At 60.2% G+C, this 18,776-nt stretch carries 18 protein-coding genes; all 18 read right to left on the reverse strand.

Annotation, left to right across the window (positions count from 1 at the left end; translation table 11 throughout):
• Nucleotides 1–2: 2 nt before the first annotated feature.
• The gene (locus I9182_RS05655; RefSeq protein ID WP_209597123.1) at nucleotides 3–896 is read right to left on the reverse strand and encodes an FAD:protein FMN transferase; all 894 of its coding nucleotides are present in this window, start codon (nucleotides 894–896) and stop codon (nucleotides 3–5) included.
• Nucleotides 893–1,408: a nitrous oxide reductase accessory protein NosL gene (locus tag I9182_RS05660; RefSeq protein ID WP_209597125.1), complete on the reverse strand. Its 516-nt coding sequence runs from the start codon at nucleotides 1,406–1,408 to the stop codon at nucleotides 893–895. The genes I9182_RS05655 and I9182_RS05660 overlap by 4 nt, the downstream gene beginning before the upstream one ends.
• Nucleotides 1,405–2,226 carry an ABC transporter permease subunit gene (locus I9182_RS05665; protein WP_209507037.1) on the reverse strand — a complete coding sequence of 274 codons (822 nt, stop codon included), beginning with the start codon at nucleotides 2,224–2,226 and terminating at the stop codon, nucleotides 1,405–1,407. Before I9182_RS05665 ends, I9182_RS05660 begins: the two co-directional genes overlap by 4 nt.
• Nucleotides 2,223–3,116, reverse strand: a complete 894-nt coding sequence (locus I9182_RS05670) for an ABC transporter ATP-binding protein (RefSeq protein ID WP_209597126.1) — start codon at nucleotides 3,114–3,116, stop codon at nucleotides 2,223–2,225. Before I9182_RS05670 ends, I9182_RS05665 begins: the two co-directional genes overlap by 4 nt.
• A complete protein-coding gene (locus tag I9182_RS05675) occupies nucleotides 3,106–4,362 on the reverse strand; it encodes a nitrous oxide reductase family maturation protein NosD (RefSeq protein ID WP_209597128.1) in 1,257 nt (418 codons plus the stop codon). The genes I9182_RS05670 and I9182_RS05675 overlap by 11 nt, the downstream gene beginning before the upstream one ends.
• Nucleotides 4,363–4,364: 2 nt before the next feature.
• Entirely contained in the window at nucleotides 4,365–6,272 is a 1,908-nt protein-coding gene (gene nosZ, locus I9182_RS05680) for a TAT-dependent nitrous-oxide reductase (RefSeq protein ID WP_209507040.1), read from the reverse strand.
• A 14-nt stretch (nucleotides 6,273–6,286) separates the two neighbouring features.
• Nucleotides 6,287–8,464, reverse strand: coding sequence for a NosR/NirI family protein (locus I9182_RS05685; protein ID WP_209597130.1), 2,178 nt, complete (start codon nucleotides 8,462–8,464; stop codon nucleotides 6,287–6,289).
• Nucleotides 8,465–9,007: 543 nt separating this feature from the next.
• Entirely contained in the window at nucleotides 9,008–9,271 is a 264-nt protein-coding gene (locus I9182_RS05690) for a hypothetical protein (protein WP_209507042.1), read from the reverse strand.
• Nucleotides 9,228–10,736: a nitrite reductase gene (locus I9182_RS05695; RefSeq protein WP_280922665.1), complete on the reverse strand. Its 1,509-nt coding sequence runs from the start codon at nucleotides 10,734–10,736 to the stop codon at nucleotides 9,228–9,230. Before I9182_RS05695 ends, I9182_RS05690 begins: the two co-directional genes overlap by 44 nt.
• Before the next feature lie 91 nt (nucleotides 10,737–10,827).
• The gene (nirJ, locus tag I9182_RS05700) at nucleotides 10,828–12,042 is read right to left on the reverse strand and encodes a heme d1 biosynthesis radical SAM protein NirJ (protein WP_209597134.1); all 1,215 of its coding nucleotides are present in this window, start codon (nucleotides 12,040–12,042) and stop codon (nucleotides 10,828–10,830) included.
• A gap of 4 nt (nucleotides 12,043–12,046) precedes the next feature.
• Nucleotides 12,047–12,529 (reverse strand): AsnC family transcriptional regulator, encoded by a 483-nt coding sequence (locus tag I9182_RS05705; protein ID WP_209597136.1) that lies wholly within the window; start codon nucleotides 12,527–12,529, stop codon nucleotides 12,047–12,049.
• Entirely contained in the window at nucleotides 12,526–12,975 is a 450-nt protein-coding gene (locus I9182_RS05710) for an Lrp/AsnC family transcriptional regulator (RefSeq protein WP_209597138.1), read from the reverse strand. Before I9182_RS05710 ends, I9182_RS05705 begins: the two co-directional genes overlap by 4 nt.
• Nucleotides 12,972–13,961 (reverse strand): AsnC family transcriptional regulator, encoded by a 990-nt coding sequence (locus I9182_RS05715; protein ID WP_209597140.1) that lies wholly within the window; start codon nucleotides 13,959–13,961, stop codon nucleotides 12,972–12,974. Before I9182_RS05715 ends, I9182_RS05710 begins: the two co-directional genes overlap by 4 nt.
• Nucleotides 13,962–13,964: 3 nt before the next feature.
• The gene (locus I9182_RS05720; RefSeq protein WP_209597142.1) at nucleotides 13,965–15,110 is read right to left on the reverse strand and encodes a cytochrome D1 domain-containing protein; all 1,146 of its coding nucleotides are present in this window, start codon (nucleotides 15,108–15,110) and stop codon (nucleotides 13,965–13,967) included.
• On the reverse strand, nucleotides 15,107–15,490 hold the full coding sequence (locus I9182_RS05725; RefSeq protein WP_209507049.1) for a cytochrome c: 384 nt from the start codon (nucleotides 15,488–15,490) through the stop codon (nucleotides 15,107–15,109). The genes I9182_RS05720 and I9182_RS05725 overlap by 4 nt, the downstream gene beginning before the upstream one ends.
• The gene (gene cobA, locus I9182_RS05730; protein ID WP_209597144.1) at nucleotides 15,483–16,244 is read right to left on the reverse strand and encodes a uroporphyrinogen-III C-methyltransferase; all 762 of its coding nucleotides are present in this window, start codon (nucleotides 16,242–16,244) and stop codon (nucleotides 15,483–15,485) included. Before cobA ends, I9182_RS05725 begins: the two co-directional genes overlap by 8 nt.
• A 201-nt stretch (nucleotides 16,245–16,445) precedes the next feature.
• Nucleotides 16,446–16,847, reverse strand: a complete 402-nt coding sequence (locus I9182_RS05735; protein ID WP_209597146.1) for a plastocyanin/azurin family copper-binding protein — start codon at nucleotides 16,845–16,847, stop codon at nucleotides 16,446–16,448.
• 54 nt (nucleotides 16,848–16,901) lie between these two features.
• Nucleotides 16,902–18,689: a NapC/NirT family cytochrome c gene (locus I9182_RS05740; protein WP_209597148.1), complete on the reverse strand. Its 1,788-nt coding sequence runs from the start codon at nucleotides 18,687–18,689 to the stop codon at nucleotides 16,902–16,904.
• Nucleotides 18,690–18,776 lie beyond the last annotated feature (87 nt).

Consider the following 18,776-nt stretch of genomic DNA (forward strand, 5'->3'; position numbering starts at 1 on the left):
TTCTAAACATTCAGCTCGACACGGGCCTCGGGAAAACGCAGCAAGATTTCAGCGACTTGGCTGTCAGATACCGCGCAAATTGCTGTGGACAGACCATCTGCCATCACCGCGTCAGGGGCAGAAACCGAAACCGTTCTGTCCCGGTTTGCAGGCCCATCCAAGGTGATGATGTGGCCGAAACCCTGTCCCAGCTGCGTCCCCAGCGACGATGATGTTGCGACCGCGCGGTCACGCAGCGCGACCCGCTTCAGAACCCGCTGGTCCGGCGCGGCCAACCCGACTTTCCAGGGCGCGCCGTCGCCTCGTGTACCCATGGCGGCAACCTCTCCCATATCGACCAGAACATCACGCAAACCAAAGCCCCGCAGCAGCGCGGCGATCCGATCCGTGATCGCTCCTTGGGCGATACCGTTCAGCGTCAGGGCCGACTGGCCCGGCACCGGCAGCCGCACCGACGCGGCATCGAAAGACACCCGTTCCCAGCCCACAGCAGCGCGGGCGGTAGCCAGATCTCCGGGGCCTGCGCGTGTTGCCAAAGCAGACCACAGGGGTTGAATGCTGGGGTCGAATGCGCCGCCGGATGCCTGATGCAGCGCGCTGCTCAGGCTCAGCACCTTCAACAGTTCAGGCGCAGGTGCGGTCAAAACACCGTCGCGGTTCAGGCGGCTCAGCTGTGACTGCGGACGGTACAGGCTGAAGATATCCTCCAGCCGGGTCACCTCACCCTCGACGGCGGCGATGATCGGTGCGGCCTCGGCATCCGTCAGCCCGACCAGCCGCAGGCTGGCCGCAGCCCCAAGGGCGGTTCCGCGCCAGTGCGTGTCCGAAGCCATGGCCGGAGTGGCCGCACAGGCGGCGGAAATGATCAGAAAACGGCGACGGGACAGGGCGGTCATACGGGGGTCTCCAATGTCAGATCAAGATCGACAGGGCCCAGCACCTCGGCATCGGGAATGTCGGGCAGGCGCATCGCGGTCCCGCCATAGGTCTCCGCGAAAACCTGGGCATCGGCAGGATCGGCAAAGGGCACCACTTCGCGCGCACCCATGCCGCCTGCCACATCGGCACCGACGACAAAAGTCGCATCATCCGCAGCGATCCAGTTCGAAATCCCCGGCTGCCGCCAGCTTGGCGCGACGCCCATATCGCTGACATAGATGGCAGTGATATCCGCATCGCGCTCGGGGCTTTTCAGATAGGCCACCATGTCCCGCACCTGCGCAAAGAACAGCGGGGCCGGATAGCCTTTCAGATGAACCTGCCCCTTGGGGCCGCCATGCTCGGCGACATTCATCTGACAGAAATAGCTCAGCGCATCCGGTGTCAGATCGACCGGATCGGGGGCCTCGGCCAGCTCTTCCTTGCAGGCCGCCAGTACGAGCAATGCGATCAGGGCAAGACGTCTCATGGCTCAACCCTCCGGAAAGCCAGCCGGGCGAGGGCAAAGCCCAGCACCGGCCAGATCAGCAGCGACGCGGGCGCAGCCCAGACCGGCAGGGCCTGTGCGGCCCCGGTCATGCCCGAGGCCATGGCCACGCCTTCCGTCGCGGCGATGTTCCACAAACGGAACGCGTCGGCCGGGTTGGCCACCATCACCCATGGAAAGACGGATTGGGTGAAAGCGCCGCCCTTGTCCATGACGACGGCCCCCAACAGGCCCAGATCATAAAGGACGACAAAAACCAGCCAAAGCCCGGCCGACAGACCCGCAGCCGCCGTGGCGCCCCTCGCCAAAGCGGACAGCAGGTATCCAAGCGCCAGAAACACGGCGCCCAGTAGGATTGATGTCAGGATAAGTCGCACCAGCGCCATCAGGCTTTCCGGCCCCGCACCACCAAAGAACGCGGCTACCGCACCTGCGGTGCCAAAACCCACGGTCATGGCAAAGGCCAGCGCGGCCAGATGGGCGCAGAACTTGCCCAACAGGATTTCCCCGCGTCCAGCCGGATAGGACAGCAGCAGCGACAGGCTGCCCCGGTCCACATCGCCTGCGATGGCGTCAAAGGAAATCATCAGCGCCAGCAAAGGCGCAAGGTAAACCGACAATGTGGTCATCGACGCGACCGAGACGGTCAGCATATCAACACCCAAAGTGCCGGTGGGCGCACTGCCCGCAAAGGTCAGCGCCAAGGCGAACAGCACCATGATCAGCGTGGCAACCAGCAGCCAGCGGTTGCGGCGCAGGATCAGCATTTCAGTTCGGGTGATGGCAAGGAAGCGGGTCATGTCCTCTCCTCTTGTGCGTAGTGGCGATAAAGATCCTCCAGCTTGGGCGGGGTCATTTCCACATCCGCCACTGCATCGCCCAACCCGGCGATCCGGCGCAGGGCCTCCATCTTGTCATCGGGTGTGCAGAGCAGCTCGACCGATGCGCCGTTGATCCGGTTGCCGCCCAGTTCAGCGGCCAGGGCATCTGCATTGGCGCTGGCGCGCACCTTCAGGCGGATCGGCAGCCCGGCCAGCGCCGACAGGTTGTTCAGCGTGTCATCGGCCACCATCCGACCCTTGCGCATGATGGCGATCCGGTCGGTGCGGGCCTCAACCTCGGTCAACGCATGGCTGGCAATCAGCACCGCAGTACCCTGCTCGGCCAATTCGTCGATAATGGCATAGAGGTCCTGACGCGAGATCGGGTCCAGGCCCGATGTCGGCTCATCCAACAGCGCCACTTTCGGCTGTCCCAGCAGCACCTGCGCCAGCCCCAGTCGTTGCCGCATCCCCTTGGAATAGGCTCCGATCCGGCGGTCCAAAGCGTCGCTCAGGCCGACGCGTTCCAGCAGACCGGGCACATCGGCTTTCGACCCGGACAGTTTCGCAAACAGCGTCAGCTGCTCGCGCCCGGTCAACGCCGGGTGAAACGAGACCGCCTCGGGCAGATAGGCCGTATCCCGTCGTGCCTGCGCGCTGCCGGGGGTGGCGTTCCCGATCCGAATGGTCCCGTCCTGAATTGGTGTCAGGCCAAGGATGGATTTGATCAGGGTCGACTTGCCCGCGCCGTTATGGCCCAGCAGCGCGACGCGCTGACCGGGGGCAAGGGACAGGGTGATATCGTCAAGAACGCAGGTTTTCCCCCGGTTCTTGCTGACATGGTCAATTGACAGGGCCTTATCCGTCATGAGGCACCTTTTTCATAGCTGGGGGTTCAGGGGCTTGCATCAATGGGTTGCTGTCCATCACACCCCCCGGCAACAACGCCGGGAAGGCCGATTGCGACCAGCGCACCAGCTGCACGGCAGGCGAGCCGAGCAGCAATTTGGCTGCGGGTTGGGTCCACAGCACATGGTCCATACTGTCATTGGGTCGATAGGGGACATCGGCGATACCGTTGCCATCCACATCATAGGCGGCAAAATCGGACCAGTAATTGCCGCGCCCGTCCTCTGACCACTCGACCCACTTGGTCGAGACATATTTCACCTGCGTCCGGTTGCCGATGAATGAATTGCCGACGATGCGGTTGCGTTCACTGCCGGCGGTAAAGTGGATACCGATGCCACATCCCTCGAACCAGTTGTCGGTGAATTCGTTCTTGTTCGAGTTATACAGGAATGTGCATTTTTCCTTGGCACCTTTCACGACATTGCCGGTGATGACGCTCTTGTTGGCATAGTTCAGCATCACGCCATGTTCGCGGTCCCCGATCGAGACATTGTTGGCGACCCGCACATTGGTCGTGAACATCACCGCATAGCCCAGATCGTTGCCGATCGAGACATTGTCGCTGACGACCGAGTCGTCGGCATACATGTAGTGAACGGCAAACCGCAGATCGCGAAACAGGTTGCCGGTAAAGATGTTCTTCTTGGACGAGTTCACAAAGATCCCGTCGCGCCCATAGCGGATGTCATTGCCTTCAACCACCGCACCCGGCGCGTTCCAGACATAGACACCATTGCCGCGCGCGTTCATGTGGCGATCCTGCCGCCCTTCAATCCGGTTGCGCCGCACGATGCTGTCCTTCGCACCGTGGATGTCGATGCCGTAAAGATTACCCAGCAGCACATTGTCCTCGACCACCGGCGCGCGCGCCGTCTTGGTCAGCTGGATACCGCTGTCGATCCCGTCATGGTCCGATCCCGATCCGATCACCGTCAGCCCGCGCAGGGTCACGCCCGGCCCGGTCACTGTGATCACGCTGCCTTGGCCTTGGCCGTCGATGGTGGCATGTCCCAGCCCGTCGAGGGTCACGGGCCGGTCCAGAACCAACTGCTCGACGTAAACGCCGGGGCTCAGGCGAAGGGTGTCCCCATCCGCCGCCTGCGCCAGTATCTCGTTGATGGCCCCCGCCCGGTTGGGCACATCCCAATCCGCCGCCCAAAGGGGCGAGCCGAGCAGGAGCGGTATGAGCAGGGGCCAACGCATGTTTATGCGCTCCGCGGCTCAACAAACATCCGGCCGCGCATCTCCATGTGCAGCGCGTGGCAGAACCACTGGCAATAGAACCAGTGCACGCCCGGCCGGTCGGCAATGAACGTGACCGAGGCGGTGGCCTGCGGTGCAACTTCCATCGCGATGCCGAAGTTCGACAGGCAGAAGCCGTGGGTCACATCATCCACGTCATCGAGGTTGGTGACATAAACGGTCACCTCGTCACCCTGTTTGACGGTGAACTTCTCCATGCTGAACACGGGCGCGGTCGAGGTCATGTAGACCCGTACCTTGTTGCCATCCCGGATCGGTTCCTCGGCACCTTCGTCCAGATCGACACCGTCAGCAGCAGCCTGCGCGCGCGCCTCCTCCCACATCGGGTCGTTGCGGTCCCAGACGTTGACCGGGTTCACCTTGGACCGGTGAACAATGATCGAGTCATGCGGCTCGGCAAAGGTCGGGCCGTCATGGACCACCTTCATCTTGTCGCCGGAAATATCGATCAGCTGCTCATTCTCGGGCTTCAGGGGACCCACGTTCAGGAAGCGGTCTTTCGAGAACTTGTTCATCGAAATCAGCCACTTGCCATCGGCTTCGGCAGTTTCACCCATCGAGGTCGAGTTGTGGCCCGGCTGGTAATGCACGTCGACCTTGTCGACGATCGGGTCAACATCGGCACCCGCATAGGCCTCGATCGCCTTGGCAATGTCCCACTTCACCACCTGGCTGTCCAGGAACAGGGTGGTATAGGCGTTGCCCTTGCCGTCGAATGCCGTGTGAAGCGGGCCAAGACCCAGCTGCGGCTCGGCGACAACAGCGGAACGCGGATCGGCGTTTTCGCTGAACAGCGCATCGACCTTTTCCACATCGATCACGGACACGGTCGGCGACAGCTTGCCGTTGATCATGATGTGTTTCTTGTCGGGGGCCGCGTTCACACCGTGCGGCGAGTTCGGGATCGGGATGTACCGGGTCAGGTTTCCACCCGCCTCTTTACGCCCGTCCACGACCTTGACGCCGTTCAGCTCCTGATAGTTACCCGCGGCAATCGCATCCTCGATGCCCTTGAGGTTAAACACGACCACATGGTCCAGTTCGTTCTCGGTCATCTCGGCCAGGTTCATACCCATTTCCGAGTTATACGAGGTCGAGAAGGCGTATTTGCCCTGATAGTCGCAGTCGGTGTTGTCGAGGTTGCCCGACACCATCACCTGCCACGCAATTTCCATGCTGTCGCCGTCGATGGCAGTAAAGATGTTCACATATTGCGACGGGTCATCAAGGATCTGGCCGTCATTGACCAGCGGGGCCTCGTGCTCACCATTGGCAAAGACATAGCCGGTGCGCGGGAATTTCTGCGGACGCAGGCCGTGGATGTCATGCGCGTTCGGGATTTCGATGATCTTGTCGCATTTCATCACGTCACAACGCACACGGGCCACGCGGGTGTTGGCCTTGTCGTTCATGAACAGATAACGGCCATCATAGGTGCCATCGGTGAAAGACATATGCGGGTGGTGCAGGTCGCCGTTGTCATAGGTGACCTTGCCGTTTGCAGCCAGGAATTCCTTGGTTTCAGGCAGCAGGCCTTCGGTCAGAACCTTCAGCGACTCGTTGGTCTGGCCCCAGCCCGTGGCCGAACAGCGGTTGAACACTGGCACCCGCATCAGCTCGCGCATGGACGGCACGCCCAGAATGCGCAGCTCGCCGGTCTGGCCCGACGACCAGAAGCCGTAATATTCGTCCAGCTCGCCCGGCTCCAGATGCTGCTTGGCGGCAGCGCTGGCCTCTTTCGCGGTCATCAGGGTCGATCCCAGACCGGTCCCGGCGATGACGGCACCGGTGGCAGTGGCCCCCAGCATACCGCGGCGCGTGATGTTCAGTTTGTTTTCTTGGTCCGACATGGTCGTTCCTCCTTTTAGGAAACGGTTTTCGGTTTGGCGTTCGGATGGTTCGCCGGTGGTTGCCCGAGGGGGGTCTTAGGTGTGACCGACCCGGTCTTGGCCCGCCGTTTCAGTTGGCGGATAACGACGGGACATTTGTCCTCGGACTGATAGAGCACCTGACAATGCAGGCAGGTGACGCACTCGTTCGGATTGATCTCACCGGTGGGGTGGATCGCCTGAACGGGGCATTCATTGGCGCAGGTCTGACAGGGCGTGCCACAATCGTTGTAGCGGCGCAGCCAGTCGAACATGCGGATACGGGCAGGGATCGCCAGCGCTCCGCCCAGCGGGCAAAGATAGCGGCAATAGAACCGCTCAACGAACAGCCCGATCCCCAGCAGGACCAGCGCAAAGACCACAAACGGCCAGTCGCGCATGAATTTCAGAATGATCGCGGTCTTGAACGGTTCGATCTCGGCATATTGCTCGGCCAGCGGGATCGACACGAAACTCAGGCCAAAAAGACCCAGAAAGATCATGTATTTCGCAGGCCAGAGACGCTCGTTCAGGCCCCAGGGCAAAGTCCATTGCGGCACTTTCAGCGCCCGCGCGATCTTGTTGGTCAGCTCCTGAAGCGCGCCAAACGGGCACAGCCATCCGCAATAGGCCCCACGACCCCAGAACAGCAGGGCGGCGGCCACGGCAAACCACTGGATAAAGACCAGCGGGTCCAGCAGGAACGCATCCCACGAGAACCCGGTTCGCAGACTGCCCGCCAGCGCCATCAGGTTCACCACGCTCAGCTGTGCATTGGCATACCAGCCGATGAAGAACAGGGTTATCGTCAGGTACCCGATGCGGAACCAGTAGAAGACGCGCGCATTCATCGTGGCGTGGAACTGGAAGAAGAACGTCGCCGTCAGCACCAGCAGCATGACACCAAGCCCGGCGATCTCGACAGTGCGATCCTTCCAGATGCGCTGCCACAGGGCGGCCTTGGCGGCCGCTTCGCCCGTTGCATCATCCACGACCGATGGTGCGGTGACGGGCAACAGGTACTGTTCCGGCAGTTTGTATCCCAGATCGAAGGTCAGAAAGGTCTTTTCCACTGCCCCGACGGCACGCTGCACCAGCAATTGCAGGCGGAACGGCTCGGCCGGGTCAAACTCGGCATCCGCCGGGATCTTGAAGATATCCAGTTCGGTAAAGCTGGGGGCATCCGGCGCTGCAACCTCACCCAGACGGCGCTGCTGCCTGTCGAAGAACCGCACCGAGCTGTCGCCCTGGATCAGCTGAATCCGGTCAAATATCCCACCCCGGACATAGCCCGATCCCTTGAAACTATAGGACCCGCGCCCCAGTACCAGAATAGCCTGTTCACCTTCGTCCAGCCAGTTGGTCAGGTTCTGGTATTCGGCTTCACCCAGCAGCGACTTGCCGATGGACGGGACCGAGACCAGCGCCATGTGCATGTCGATGAAGGTGTCATCCGGCTCGCCCGGTTCGGGTCGCTTGATCGCACGCTGATCCCCGGTGGCTTCAAAGGCGGCATTGACCTGCCCGACATCCAGCGTCATGCGCCGGACCGAGCCGTCTCCCGACAATGTGGTCCAATCGTAAACCGCACCCTGCGCCATATCGACTTCGCGCTTCGGACCTCCAGCCTGCACCGGAGACAATCCGCCCAGCCCCAGCGCGCGGGCCACTTTGATCCCTCCGCGCACAAGGCTGTCATCAATCACCATGATCGTCACGGTCGCGCCCGAGATAATGTCGAGGTCATGCCCCTCGCCCCCGGTCTCGGCCTCTCGTTTCAGGTCAAGGCCCGCATAGCCTTCGGTCAGTTCGACCATCCGGGAATTGGGAATGCCGATCAGCACGATGGGTTCGGAATGCTTGACCAGCTGAACACCGGTCAAAACAGCGTCTGCGTCGATGGCGGCAACCACGTGAATGGGTTTGCCGGAATAGCCGGTCGTACCGACAAAGTCCGAAGTCAGAAAAGCCCACGCGATGGTTTCGCCACCCCGAAGGACCGGGGCAACCTTCACGTCGCTGCGTACCGGGCCAAACGCGTCGGCGCCCGGTGCTAGGTCAGCCGGATCAATGTCGGGAAGAAAGCTGGCAAGACTGTCGGCGCGTGCACTGATTGCAACACTGCAGGACAGAACGAGGGCCAGAAGGAAATGGATTGCGCGACTTACGACCACGGCGCACCTCCGATCAATTGGGTGGACGCCATGGACGCGCGCGGGGCGCGTTCAGATTCTTCTTGGGTCGTGAACGGGGGTCCCCGGGTTTCGGGCCACAGGTGTTTGGGGCTGTACAAAATGCACTGCTCCCCATGTTCAAAGCGTACATTTTGAACATTTCCGACGCTTGCGGACAGCAAAGCGCCCGGCATCGGTGCTGACGCCGTCACCGCACAAAGCGCACAGTCCGCGCATTTCGGGCAGGGCGCGGTTGGATCATCGTCGCCTTCTTCAAGGTCAACTTGAACCCAGACCGCGCCCGCCTCCGAGCAGATCTCCACCCACATGCTCTCACCGGGACTCGCCAGCACCGGGCCAAGCATTTGCAACAACAGAAGGAAAATACCTGCCAGTCCACACGCCGCACGTAACGCGCGATCAGGGAGGTTGTGGAAGGAGTTAAAGGCAGGCATGGAGAATCCAACTCGGTATTCTTTCCCCAGTCGTAGGCGGTTTTCCCTGTCCGATACTTGACTTTCGTCAGGCCTTTGGAATTTCCCTTCAGCCGTCCGCTTCGTCCATCAACCCACGCACCCATCGCCCCGCCAACCAAGACGCGGGTATGCCCAAAGGTATTGACCAAAGGATCGCCGGAACCGGTCCAATCACCCCGAAACCGGCGCTGTGCAGGATCAGCCCGGCCAGAAACAGGTTGATGGCCACGGTCAACATGGTGGCTGGATAAAGCAGAATGGCCAGTTTCCAGACCGGCCATTTGCCCTCAGTGGCTGGTGCCTTCCGAGAAGGTGATTTTGTTCCAGACATTGTACTTCCCAGACGGTTTACGCATCGGCAAGCGGCGTACTTCTTCCAGCGTCTGCGCATCATAAACGATCACCGCTCCGTCATCTTCCCAGATCGAGACCAGCGCGTGGCGGCCATCCTTTGTGAATTCGACATGGGCCACGGTCTTGCCCGGGGCAGGGCGCAAAGTCTTTACGATTTCAAGGCTTTGCTTGTCTATCACATGCATGGCGTCCTTGTTGGGGCCAAAGAAGACATCGGCCCAGACGTAAGGCGAATTCTCGTGGCTCCGCATGAAGAAGCCCGGCCCTTCGGTCTTTATCCGCTTGATAGTTTCCCAAGTCCCCATGTCGATCACCGACACCGTGCCGTCGGTCAGATGTGGTGTGGCCATAACGGTCGTATCGCCATGCTTCCACGTAATCCCCGAGCCCAGATGCGGCATCCCCGGCAAGTCCAGATCGGCCACCTTGTGCCCAATAACAAGGTCGATCACCTGTCCGCCCTTTCCATCGCGCGCGGCACCCATCACGTATTCATAGCTCTGATCGAAAAAGAAATCGTCCAGATAGTCGGGCGTGGTGATCTTGCGCACCGGGAAGGGGTCGGGGTTCTTGAACTGCCCTTCGATGCGAAAGTCGTGACCCAACCCGGATTGCGGCGGGTTGGCTCCGTAAAAGACCTCCCAGATTTCGGGAACATCCTTGAGTGCCAGAACAAAGCTCTCACGCGGGGGAGCCTGATACACCGCGGATACGCGGCTGGATTTTCCCGCTTTTCCTTTGATCGCAATGACTTTTGCCACCGACAGGTCCTCGGTCGACAGCAAGGTCAGACTGTTGGGCAAATAATTCGCAACGGCCAACCACTTGCCGTCGCCGGACATTGCGATGTTACGGCTGTTAAGCCCCGCCCGTATGCGCCCCACCTGTTGCAGGGCCCAAATGTCGTATTTCTGAACCCAGCCATCCCGGGACATGATGAAAACGTAACGCCCATCCGGGCTGAACTTCGGCCCGCCGTGAACAGCAAAAGGTGTCTCGAACCGGTCCAGAACCTCAAACGTGTCACCATCCAGCACACTGACGTGATGGTCCCCGGTTTCTACCACCAGAGTGATGTTCATCGGATCGCTGGCCCAGACTGGCGCATCAACCGGGATATAACCGTCATCCAGCGTGCGGCTGTCCATGATATGGGCCTCGCCCCATTCGGGGTCGGTTTCCAGCGGTGATTTTAGCCAGCCGGCCAGCTCTTCAATCTGCAAAGCGTCAAGTTCGTGCGAGAAAGCAGGCATCTGCGTCGCCGCGCGCCCTTCGGCTATCACCGCTGCGATGCGGGGCCCGCGCATGCGCTGGAGCGTCTCGGGGATCAAGGCCGGGCCGACGCCGCCCAGACGGTTTTCACCGTGGCAGGACGCACAATGTTCAGCATAATCCGTTGGCGCGTCTGCCCAGGCTGCACCTGCGGTCAGCACGGAACACATCACCACGAGCTTCATCTTTTCAAAAATACTCCCGCCGGAGGCTCCCTTGGGTGTCTCTGGCACCCATGTCGAAGGCTCAGAGCAGACGGGATTAAAAGAATTGATGCGCCGGATCATGGCTTTTCCCCCGGAATGGCGTAACCCGCAGACGCTCGCCTGCGTCGTCAACACCGATTTCTTCGTTTGTCAGGTAACAGGCCGGATCTTCGGCCCAGGGATCACCGGTCAGTTGCAGGGCCCGGATGCGGGTGTTGCCACCGCAGACATCCTTTAGCTCGCAGGCCCCACATCGACCCCTAAGCGGGCGCGGACGCGTGCGCAGCATGGCCAGCATCGGATCGTCGCTGGTCCAAAGCTCGGAAAACGGATTAGTCTTAACGTTGCCTACTGTGTAATCGGACCAGTAGGTGTCAGGATGGACCCGGCCCAGATTGTCGATATTGGCCACACCCAAACCGCTGGAATTTCCTCCCCAAGCGGCCAGATGCTCGCGGACATGCGCAGCCTTGTCAGCGTCGAAATGCGCACGAATCCAGTTCAGAAAGTACCCCGCGTCTGCATCATTGTTGCCGGTCACGATATCCAGCGGGCGACCGCCCGAGGCAGCCTCCCACGCGCGCTCCAACAGCAGATCCATTCCCTTGCGGGTGCGCTGATGCTCAGCATCCTCGCCGCGGTTCTTGTCACCGCGCCCGGCATAAACCAGGTGCGACAGGTAGAACTTGTCGACGCCCTCGTCGTCGCATAGCTGAAGCAGGTCCGGCAGGTGATGCTGCGTGCCTTCGGTCAGGCAAAACCGCAAGCCGACTTTGATGCCGCGCTTCTTGCATTCGCGCACACCGCGCAGGGCGTCGGCAAAAGCCCCTTCAACACCGCGGAACCAGTCATTCGTGGCCCCGATCCCATCCAACGAGATACCAACGTAGTTGAATCCGACATCGGCAATCATGTCGGCGGTCTCATCATGAATGCGTGTCCCGTTGGTCGACAGCGCCAGCATCGGCACAAGGTCGCGGGCACGTTTGGCAATGTCGAAGAAATCGAACCTGTCCAGTGGTTCCCCACCCGAGAGGATCAGGGCCGGGACGCGAAACTGGCCCAGATCCTCAAGGGTTACCATGGCTTGCTCGTGGCTGAGCTCGCCCGGGAACGCAACGTCCGCTGAGACGGTGTAGCAATGGCGGCACTTCAGATTGCAGCGCCGCGTCAGGTTCCAGATCACCACCGGTTTCACAGGGCCGGGGCGGTGTTTACGCACCGGGGTCGGCTTGACCAGCTGGTGCATGTATTCGGTCAGGCGAAACATCGTCTCAGCCTTTCTTTTTCAGGCGCAAACCGGTCTTTTTCAGGATGCGCGTGGAATAGAGGATATCCTTGGCCCGGCAGGCGTCACCCAGAATTGCGGCGATCTCGGCTCGCTTCTCTTCGACCTCATCCCGATCCGATCCGTGAACCATGGCAAACAGGTTATAGGGCCAGTCCGGCAACGCGCGGGGACGTTCATAGCAATGGGTGACAAAGGGTAGGGCACCGATCTGAGCGCCCAATTCGGCGATGCGGTCGTCTTCGACATCCCAGACAGTCATGCCGTTCGAGGTCATGCCCAGCTTGTAGTGGTTAGGGGCGGCCGCGATGCGGCGGATTACGCCGCGCGCCTTGAGGGCTGACAGCCTCTCAAGCAGATCGGCTTCCGGCATCCCTAGATCATCTGCAACCTGAGCATATGGGGCGGAAACCAGAGGCAATCCGCCCTGTAGTGCTTGGATAATCTGTCTGTCTGTTGCGTCGATCATGCCGCTACCCGAAAGCCGATGTAGAATTCCTGAAGTTTGGGGAAACAAAGAACCTCGATCCCCGTTTCCCGTTCAATTGCATCGGCCGCGGCCTCGATCCCTTCGGGCGTTTCCGTGGCCAGTACGAACCACATGTTCAGCCGGTGCGTGCGTTCATAATTATGGGCGACCTCGGGATGTGCATTGACTTTGGTCAGGACGGCTTCAAATTCCCCAGCTGGAACGGCCATCGCACAGAGGCAAAAGGCACCGCCCATCGCCGCGGCATCGAAAAACGGCCCAAAACGTGTGATGACACGGGCCTCTGTCATGCGCGTCAGGCGCGCCAGCAGTTCGGCCTCGGACAGCCCAAGTTCTTTGGCGACTGTTGCGTAAGGATGTGAAACCAGTGGCAGATCGTCCTGCATCCGGTTCAGGATCGCACGGTCAGTTTGGTCCAGCATCATGCGGCGACCTCCTTGGTTTGAATCAGCGCGCCGGTCTGCTTGAAGCAGCGGGTTGAGAACAGAACCTTGTTCCGTGCACCCGTCAGTTCTGGCAGGGCCGTCGCACGGGTCAGTACGTCCAAAGCCTCGCTGCGGGATCGCGCGTGGATCATGGAATACAGGCGATATGGCCACACACCGGGCACCGGGTTGCGCTCGTAACACAAGGTCACACCGGGGAAAGCCGCCAAAGCGGGGCCGGCTGTATCGACCTGCTCCGCTGGCAGGTCCCAGACAACCATCGCATTGGCCGACCAGCCAAGCGCCCGGTGACGTACGATGACGCCCAGCCGCGAGATGATACCGGCCGAATGCAACGCGATGACTCGCGCCATCACATCATCAACGTCCCGGTTCAGTGAATGTGCCAAATCTGCATAGGGTTCAGCGACCAGAGACAGTCCCGAACTCAGCGTCTGCAGTAGATACCGATCACCCTCGCGCATCGCAGTTGCATCCACCTGGCGTGCTGTAGGCACGGTTTTGACCCCGCCGATCATGCGGAACCCAAGATCAACGTTGAAAGGGCGCACCAGCCGCAAATCCAGCACCCGCAGCCCGGTGACCCGGCTGATCCGCGCTAGGGTAGCATTCACATGCGCCCGATCCGGGCCGGTTGCAACAAACCAGAGGTTCCAGGCGTCCTCGCGCTGATAATTGTGGTTTACACCCGGTTCGGCGTCGATCAGGGCGGCGACCTCTTCCAGCCGCTCCTCCGGGACGGACACAGCCGCCAGCGTACTGGCCGTCACCGCGCCGGGCGTGATGGTTGCGCCAACCCGCGTGATGCGACCCGTAGTGCGCATTCTTGAAAGGCGGTGGATGACTTCGCTTTCGTCAAGTCCAAGTGCGTTTCCAAGAACCTGAAACGGGCGTTCGGTTACCGGGAAATCGCGCTGAAATTCATCCAGCAAGCGGCGGTCGATCGGGTCTGTAATGTGTTGCATGACTTACAGACCCGTCTTGTGCGCACGCGCGGTAAAGAAGATACCCGAAGGGCTTTCGGCCTCGATCTCACGCAGTTTTTCAAAACTATGCGTGTCATAAACCATGACCTTGTTCGCATCGCGCACACTGATCCAAACCTCGTGCCCGCGCGGTGTGAATTCCATGTGCAAAACGGCCGGGCCGGGCTTGAATTCGTGGATGATCTGTTTGCTGACGGTATCGATGACCTGAATGGTATCGTTCAGCGGGTGGGCAAAGTTAACCCAGACCTGCCGCCCGTCCGGGCGGGCCATGGCAAAAACCGGCTGTCCGTAGGTTTGCGTGCGTCCGGTCTCGGTCAGGGTGGTGGCGTCGATCCACAAAACCTCGTGGTGGCCAACGGCGGGCAAGACAAATTCGGACCCTGTCAGCGCCCAACCTTCCAGATGGGGCATCTTGTAGACCGGCATTTCCTCCTGACCACGGCCATAGCCGGGTAGAACGCGGATCGGTTCCGGGTTGTCGGACCACAGATCAAGCGCGGTCAGACCATCCTCGCCAAACAGGCCGGTGATATAGGTGCGGCCATTGGCAGTGATCAGCGCGTCATAAGGGTTCTTGCCGATATCGGGGATCTTGGTGATCTCGGGCGCGCCTTGTGCGAAATCCGCGATCCATGTCTCGCCGGTGTCCCACATTGTGAAAACGAAACGGCGGCCCGGCGCGTCGACCAGACCAATCGTTTTGCTGCCGGTGGGAATGTCAGCCACCATCTCCAGCGTTTGCGCATCAAACACGCGCACACCGCCGGGTTCGTAATTCGATACAGCTACAAGGGCGCCATCGTCCGAGATTGCGCCGCCAATGGCGTTTCCGGACTGCACAACACGGTTCACGATCTGGCGGGTGACAATGTCAACCTTGGTCAGGCCTCCGTCGCGGCCAAAGACATAGGCAAAACGTTCATCCGGTGAATAGACCAACGAGGCGTGGGACAGATCGCCCAATCCTTCTATCCGGGCCAGAGCGGCACGGTCGGACTGGTCCACCAACAGGACCGATCCGCTGGCACGTTCGATCACCAGCCCAAGGTCTCCAGTCGCCATCGGCTCGGCTTGGGCCGTGGTCATCATCAATGTCGCCGCAAGGCTGAGGATAGGGTGTTTCATCGTGCCTCCTGTTCCAGCAGGTATCGGGCAATCCATTCGGCCTCTTCTTCACTGATCAGGGGCCGCCACGGGGGCATCGCCGTATCGGGGATGCCGTCAAGGATGACACCGGTCAAAACCTCGGCGTCGTAATGCTTCAGTGTATTCGAGCGCAGATCGGGCCCCAGGCCGCCTTTCAGCGACAGTCCGTGGCACGAGCCGCAGTCCTGATGCACAAGTCTTTTCAGTGCGTTGGGATCAATGACATCGGCAGCAAAGGCGGACGTTGCAGCCAGAACCGCAGTTGTCAGAAAAGTTCGGGCAACCCACCCCGCACGGCCGGGCACATTTCCGTTCGGCGCGGGACACGGCACACGATTTCTGCACCCCAGCTTAGCCATGGGCCCGTTCCAGAATGTCCGCCATGGGCTGTTCGGCGTAAAGTGAGACAACTTTGCCGATGATGAAAAGCGTTGGCGCCTTCAGCCCGGAGGTGCGCACATCGTTGGCCAATTGGTCCAGCCGTGACACCAGCCGGCGTTCATCAGGTGTCGTCGCATTTCCGATGGCCAGAACCGGTGTTGATCCTGGTAGGTTTTCGGTCATCAAACCCATGGCGATCTGGCCGATATTGGCCACACCCATGTAAACCACCAGTGTCGTGTCCGGGTCGGCCAGGCGTTTCCAGTCCAGGTCCAGCACTTTGTCTGCCTGCCGGTGTCCGGTGACATATTGAACCGAGGTCGCCAGCCCGCGATGGGTCAGCGGCACGCCGGTCGAACAGGACGCGCCCTGCGCCGCGGTGATCCCCGGTGCGTATTCTACCGCCACGCCATGGGCCATCAGATAAGCGGCTTCTTCCGAGCCGCGGCCAAAGATCATCGGATCGCCACCTTTCAGACGGGCGACCGTGTGACCTGCCCTGGCCTCTTCCAGAAGGATTTCGTTGATCCGGTCCTGTGGGACAGTATGGCATTTGGGCGCTTTCCCGACAGGGATCAGCCGCGCGCCTTCGGCGTGTAGATTCAGGATGTCGGCAGACACTAGCCTGTCATAGACAACTACATCCGCTTCCTGCAGCATTCGCAGGGCACGCAGCGTCATCAGTTCGGGGTCGCCGGGGCCTGCACCAATCAGAAAAACCTTACCGCTCATGTTCAAACTCGCTGGGTCTGAATGTCTTCGAAACCCGGGTATTCCTGCGCGAATCCAATGCTTTTGCGGGACGTTGCTGGGTAGGCCGGGCGTGTCATGAAGGCAGATTGGCGCAATCGAAAACCAACCTCCTTGACATAAGTTAAGGAGCGCGGGATTTGCGCCCGCGCCCCTTAATTCAGCCTGTAAGTACACCCAAAATCAGCGCTCGACAGTGATCATCCCGATCATGTTCTGTGTCTCCCAATGGGGCCCGCAGAGATAATCCTGAGGGCCCGGTGTCAGGAAGGTCATTTCAACCGTTTCTTCCGGGAACAGCCGGTCGCTTTCGGGTTCGCTGCCATCTTTCAGCAACACACTGTGGCTGGTGCGCTTGTCGACATTCACCCATCGGACAGTTGTACCTGCCTTTACGGTCAGTTCGAACGGGCAGAATTTGTAGTTGTACATCAAAACCACCTTGGCGTCCTCGACCGAGGCCGAGGGGTGGCCGAACAGCTCGACATAACGCTCTTCGGCTTCAGCACAGATTTCGGCGGTTTCATCTGACCAGGCTGGCGCGGCAAGAAGCAGCAGCGCGGGAAGAAGGCGGTGGGGTTTCATGGTCCATGTCTCCTTTCCAAAGTGATTGGGGCCGAGAGAACCGGCCCCAAACTGTTATTGCTTGACCACGTTGATAAATGCGCTGTCGTCGTCCAGCGCCAGGCTGGTATCCAGCGTTACGTGGTGGAAACGAGCGGCGGCAAAGTCATCATGGATTGCAAAACCGACCGTATAGGTTTGACCGGCCTCCAGAGGGACATCGCCGGGTGCACCTGAGTTCAGTGGACGTGTGAAGACGACCGTCCACATGCCACCTGACAGGTTTGCCGAGGCTGCAATCTCACCATCATTGACCACCCGCTGTTCCAGCAGATAACCATTTGTGGCGCTGCCGTCCGCGTAGACACGCATCAGGTCAAGATAGGTGCCATCAGCCAGATACTGCTCGATTTGTTCAGCGGCCTGCAGCTTGTCCCAACCGCCCAAAGCCTTGCCACCCCTGCCTTTGATCTCGATCTCGGTGCGGCTTTCGCTGATGTATTTGGTCACGGTGTCCTGAGCGGTCAGGCGACCGGAAACATCCCCGTTCGCAGCAATTGCATCCGCCTCAGGCGCAAAGGGCATATAGGTGTTGTCGGCGTGGCACGACGCCCAGCACCCGACCTGATCGCCCAACTCGATGCCAGTTCCGGTGATCATCATAGCGACCTTGATCTGGTTTTCGGGATCCATTTTGCCGCCATCGGCAAACGGAGCAGGGTTATGCCCCGCATCCGGCCATTGCAGGCGGATGTACAGGTTTTCGTCATCATGCGCCGCCTGAACGGTTGCGTCGATCACACCGCGTTTGCCGGGGATAGGAGTGGGCTCCAGCTCGCCACCGGCAACGATCTTGTTACCAATCGCATCCAGTTCTTTGGCATGACAGGTCGAACATTGATCACCACCTTTGGTCAGCGGACGGGCCCCGCCATGGGTTTTTCCGTTCTGCACCCATTCAAATGACGCCTGGCCTGGGTAGAACAGTTTCAGGTCCGCACTGGCCACCGCATTCCAGTCGATGTTGGCACCAACATCGCCGCTTTCACTGCTGGCAGGTGTTGCAGACCCATCGGTTGCAGCCGTTGCCCGCTCTTCCGCGACGGCCGCGTCAACTGCTGCCGCAATCTGGGCCTGAACGGCCTCCTGCTGGGCTTTCTTTGCAGCTTTTTCGGCCTCGGCGTCGGCAGCTTCCTTGGCTTCGACCCGCTCAAGGCTGGCAAGGTATTCTGGCGGAATTGGCCGGATGAAGGCCGGGTTTGGTGCTTCAAGCTCTTCCAGATACTCGTCGGTTGCGCGGTCTCGGATGTTCGAGTGGGCTATGCCCTTGTGGCAGTCGATACAAGTCTGACCGGTTTCCATTGCGTTCAGGTGCTGCTGACGCGCACGGGGACGCTGGAATTCGGGCATCATCGATTCAAAGTCATGGCAGTTTCGACACTCGCGCGAGTCCGTTGCTTTCATCCGCTCCCACTCATTCATGGCAAGATGAATGCGCTTGGCTTCGAATTTCTCGCGGGTGTTGATGGTACCGACCACCTTTCCATAAAGCTCTTTCGAGGCCTTTATTTTGCGGATGATCTTGTGGGTCCAGTCCTTGGGTACGTGACAGTCCGAGCAGACCGCACCAACGCCCGAACGGTTCACGTCGTGGATCGTGCCCTGGTATTCCGCATAAACAAAATCCCGCATCTCGTGGCACGAGACACAGAATTCCTTGGTATTTGTGGCTTCCATGGCGGTGTTGAACCCACCCCAGAAGATGATGCCGGCGGCAAAGGCCGCAGCAATGCCGGCCACGGGCATTCCCCACAGGAAATACCGGCGCCAGATCGGTTTTTTCTTATCCGGTTCGGAAGTCATATCCGGGCTCCGTTTTGGCTGTCTTATCTGGCCTTTGGTGGCAGGCCGGTGAGTTTGGCGGATCTGTCAAACGAGGAAAGGGCGGGC

This window comes from Ruegeria sp. HKCCSP351, from assembly GCF_017872535.1.
Classification (GTDB): Bacteria; Pseudomonadota; Alphaproteobacteria; order Rhodobacterales; family Rhodobacteraceae; genus Ruegeria.

Excerpts from the sequence above, each read along its gene's own strand:
- I9182_RS05670 (WP_209597126.1), bottom strand. The coding sequence starts at position 3,116 with ATGACGGATAAGGCCCTGTCAATTGACCATGTCAGCAAGAACCGGGGG.
- I9182_RS05740 (WP_209597148.1), bottom strand. The coding sequence starts at position 18,689 with ATGACTTCCGAACCGGATAAGAAAAAACCGATCTGGCGCCGGTATTTC.
- I9182_RS05665 (WP_209507037.1), bottom strand. The coding sequence starts at position 2,226 with ATGACCCGCTTCCTTGCCATCACCCGAACTGAAATGCTGATCCTGCGC.
- nirJ (WP_209597134.1), bottom strand. The coding sequence starts at position 12,042 with ATGTTTCGCCTGACCGAATACATGCACCAGCTGGTCAAGCCGACCCCG.
- I9182_RS05725 (WP_209507049.1), bottom strand. The coding sequence starts at position 15,490 with ATGGCTAAGCTGGGGTGCAGAAATCGTGTGCCGTGTCCCGCGCCGAAC.
- nosZ (WP_209507040.1), bottom strand. The coding sequence starts at position 6,272 with ATGTCGGACCAAGAAAACAAACTGAACATCACGCGCCGCGGTATGCTG.
- I9182_RS05705 (WP_209597136.1), bottom strand. The coding sequence starts at position 12,529 with ATGATCGACGCAACAGACAGACAGATTATCCAAGCACTACAGGGCGGA.
- I9182_RS05660 (WP_209597125.1), bottom strand. The coding sequence starts at position 1,408 with ATGAGACGTCTTGCCCTGATCGCATTGCTCGTACTGGCGGCCTGCAAG.
- I9182_RS05675 (WP_209597128.1), bottom strand. The coding sequence starts at position 4,362 with ATGCGTTGGCCCCTGCTCATACCGCTCCTGCTCGGCTCGCCCCTTTGG.
- I9182_RS05695 (WP_280922665.1), bottom strand. The coding sequence starts at position 10,736 with ATGTGTTCCGTGCTGACCGCAGGTGCAGCCTGGGCAGACGCGCCAACG.
- I9182_RS05720 (WP_209597142.1), bottom strand. The coding sequence starts at position 15,110 with ATGAAACACCCTATCCTCAGCCTTGCGGCGACATTGATGATGACCACG.
- I9182_RS05710 (WP_209597138.1), bottom strand. The coding sequence starts at position 12,975 with ATGATGCTGGACCAAACTGACCGTGCGATCCTGAACCGGATGCAGGAC.
- cobA (WP_209597144.1), bottom strand. The coding sequence starts at position 16,244 with ATGAGCGGTAAGGTTTTTCTGATTGGTGCAGGCCCCGGCGACCCCGAA.
- I9182_RS05690 (WP_209507042.1), bottom strand. The coding sequence starts at position 9,271 with ATGTCTGGAACAAAATCACCTTCTCGGAAGGCACCAGCCACTGAGGGC.
- I9182_RS05655 (WP_209597123.1), bottom strand. The coding sequence starts at position 896 with ATGACCGCCCTGTCCCGTCGCCGTTTTCTGATCATTTCCGCCGCCTGT.
- I9182_RS05715 (WP_209597140.1), bottom strand. The coding sequence starts at position 13,961 with ATGCAACACATTACAGACCCGATCGACCGCCGCTTGCTGGATGAATTT.
- I9182_RS05735 (WP_209597146.1), bottom strand. The coding sequence starts at position 16,847 with ATGAAACCCCACCGCCTTCTTCCCGCGCTGCTGCTTCTTGCCGCGCCA.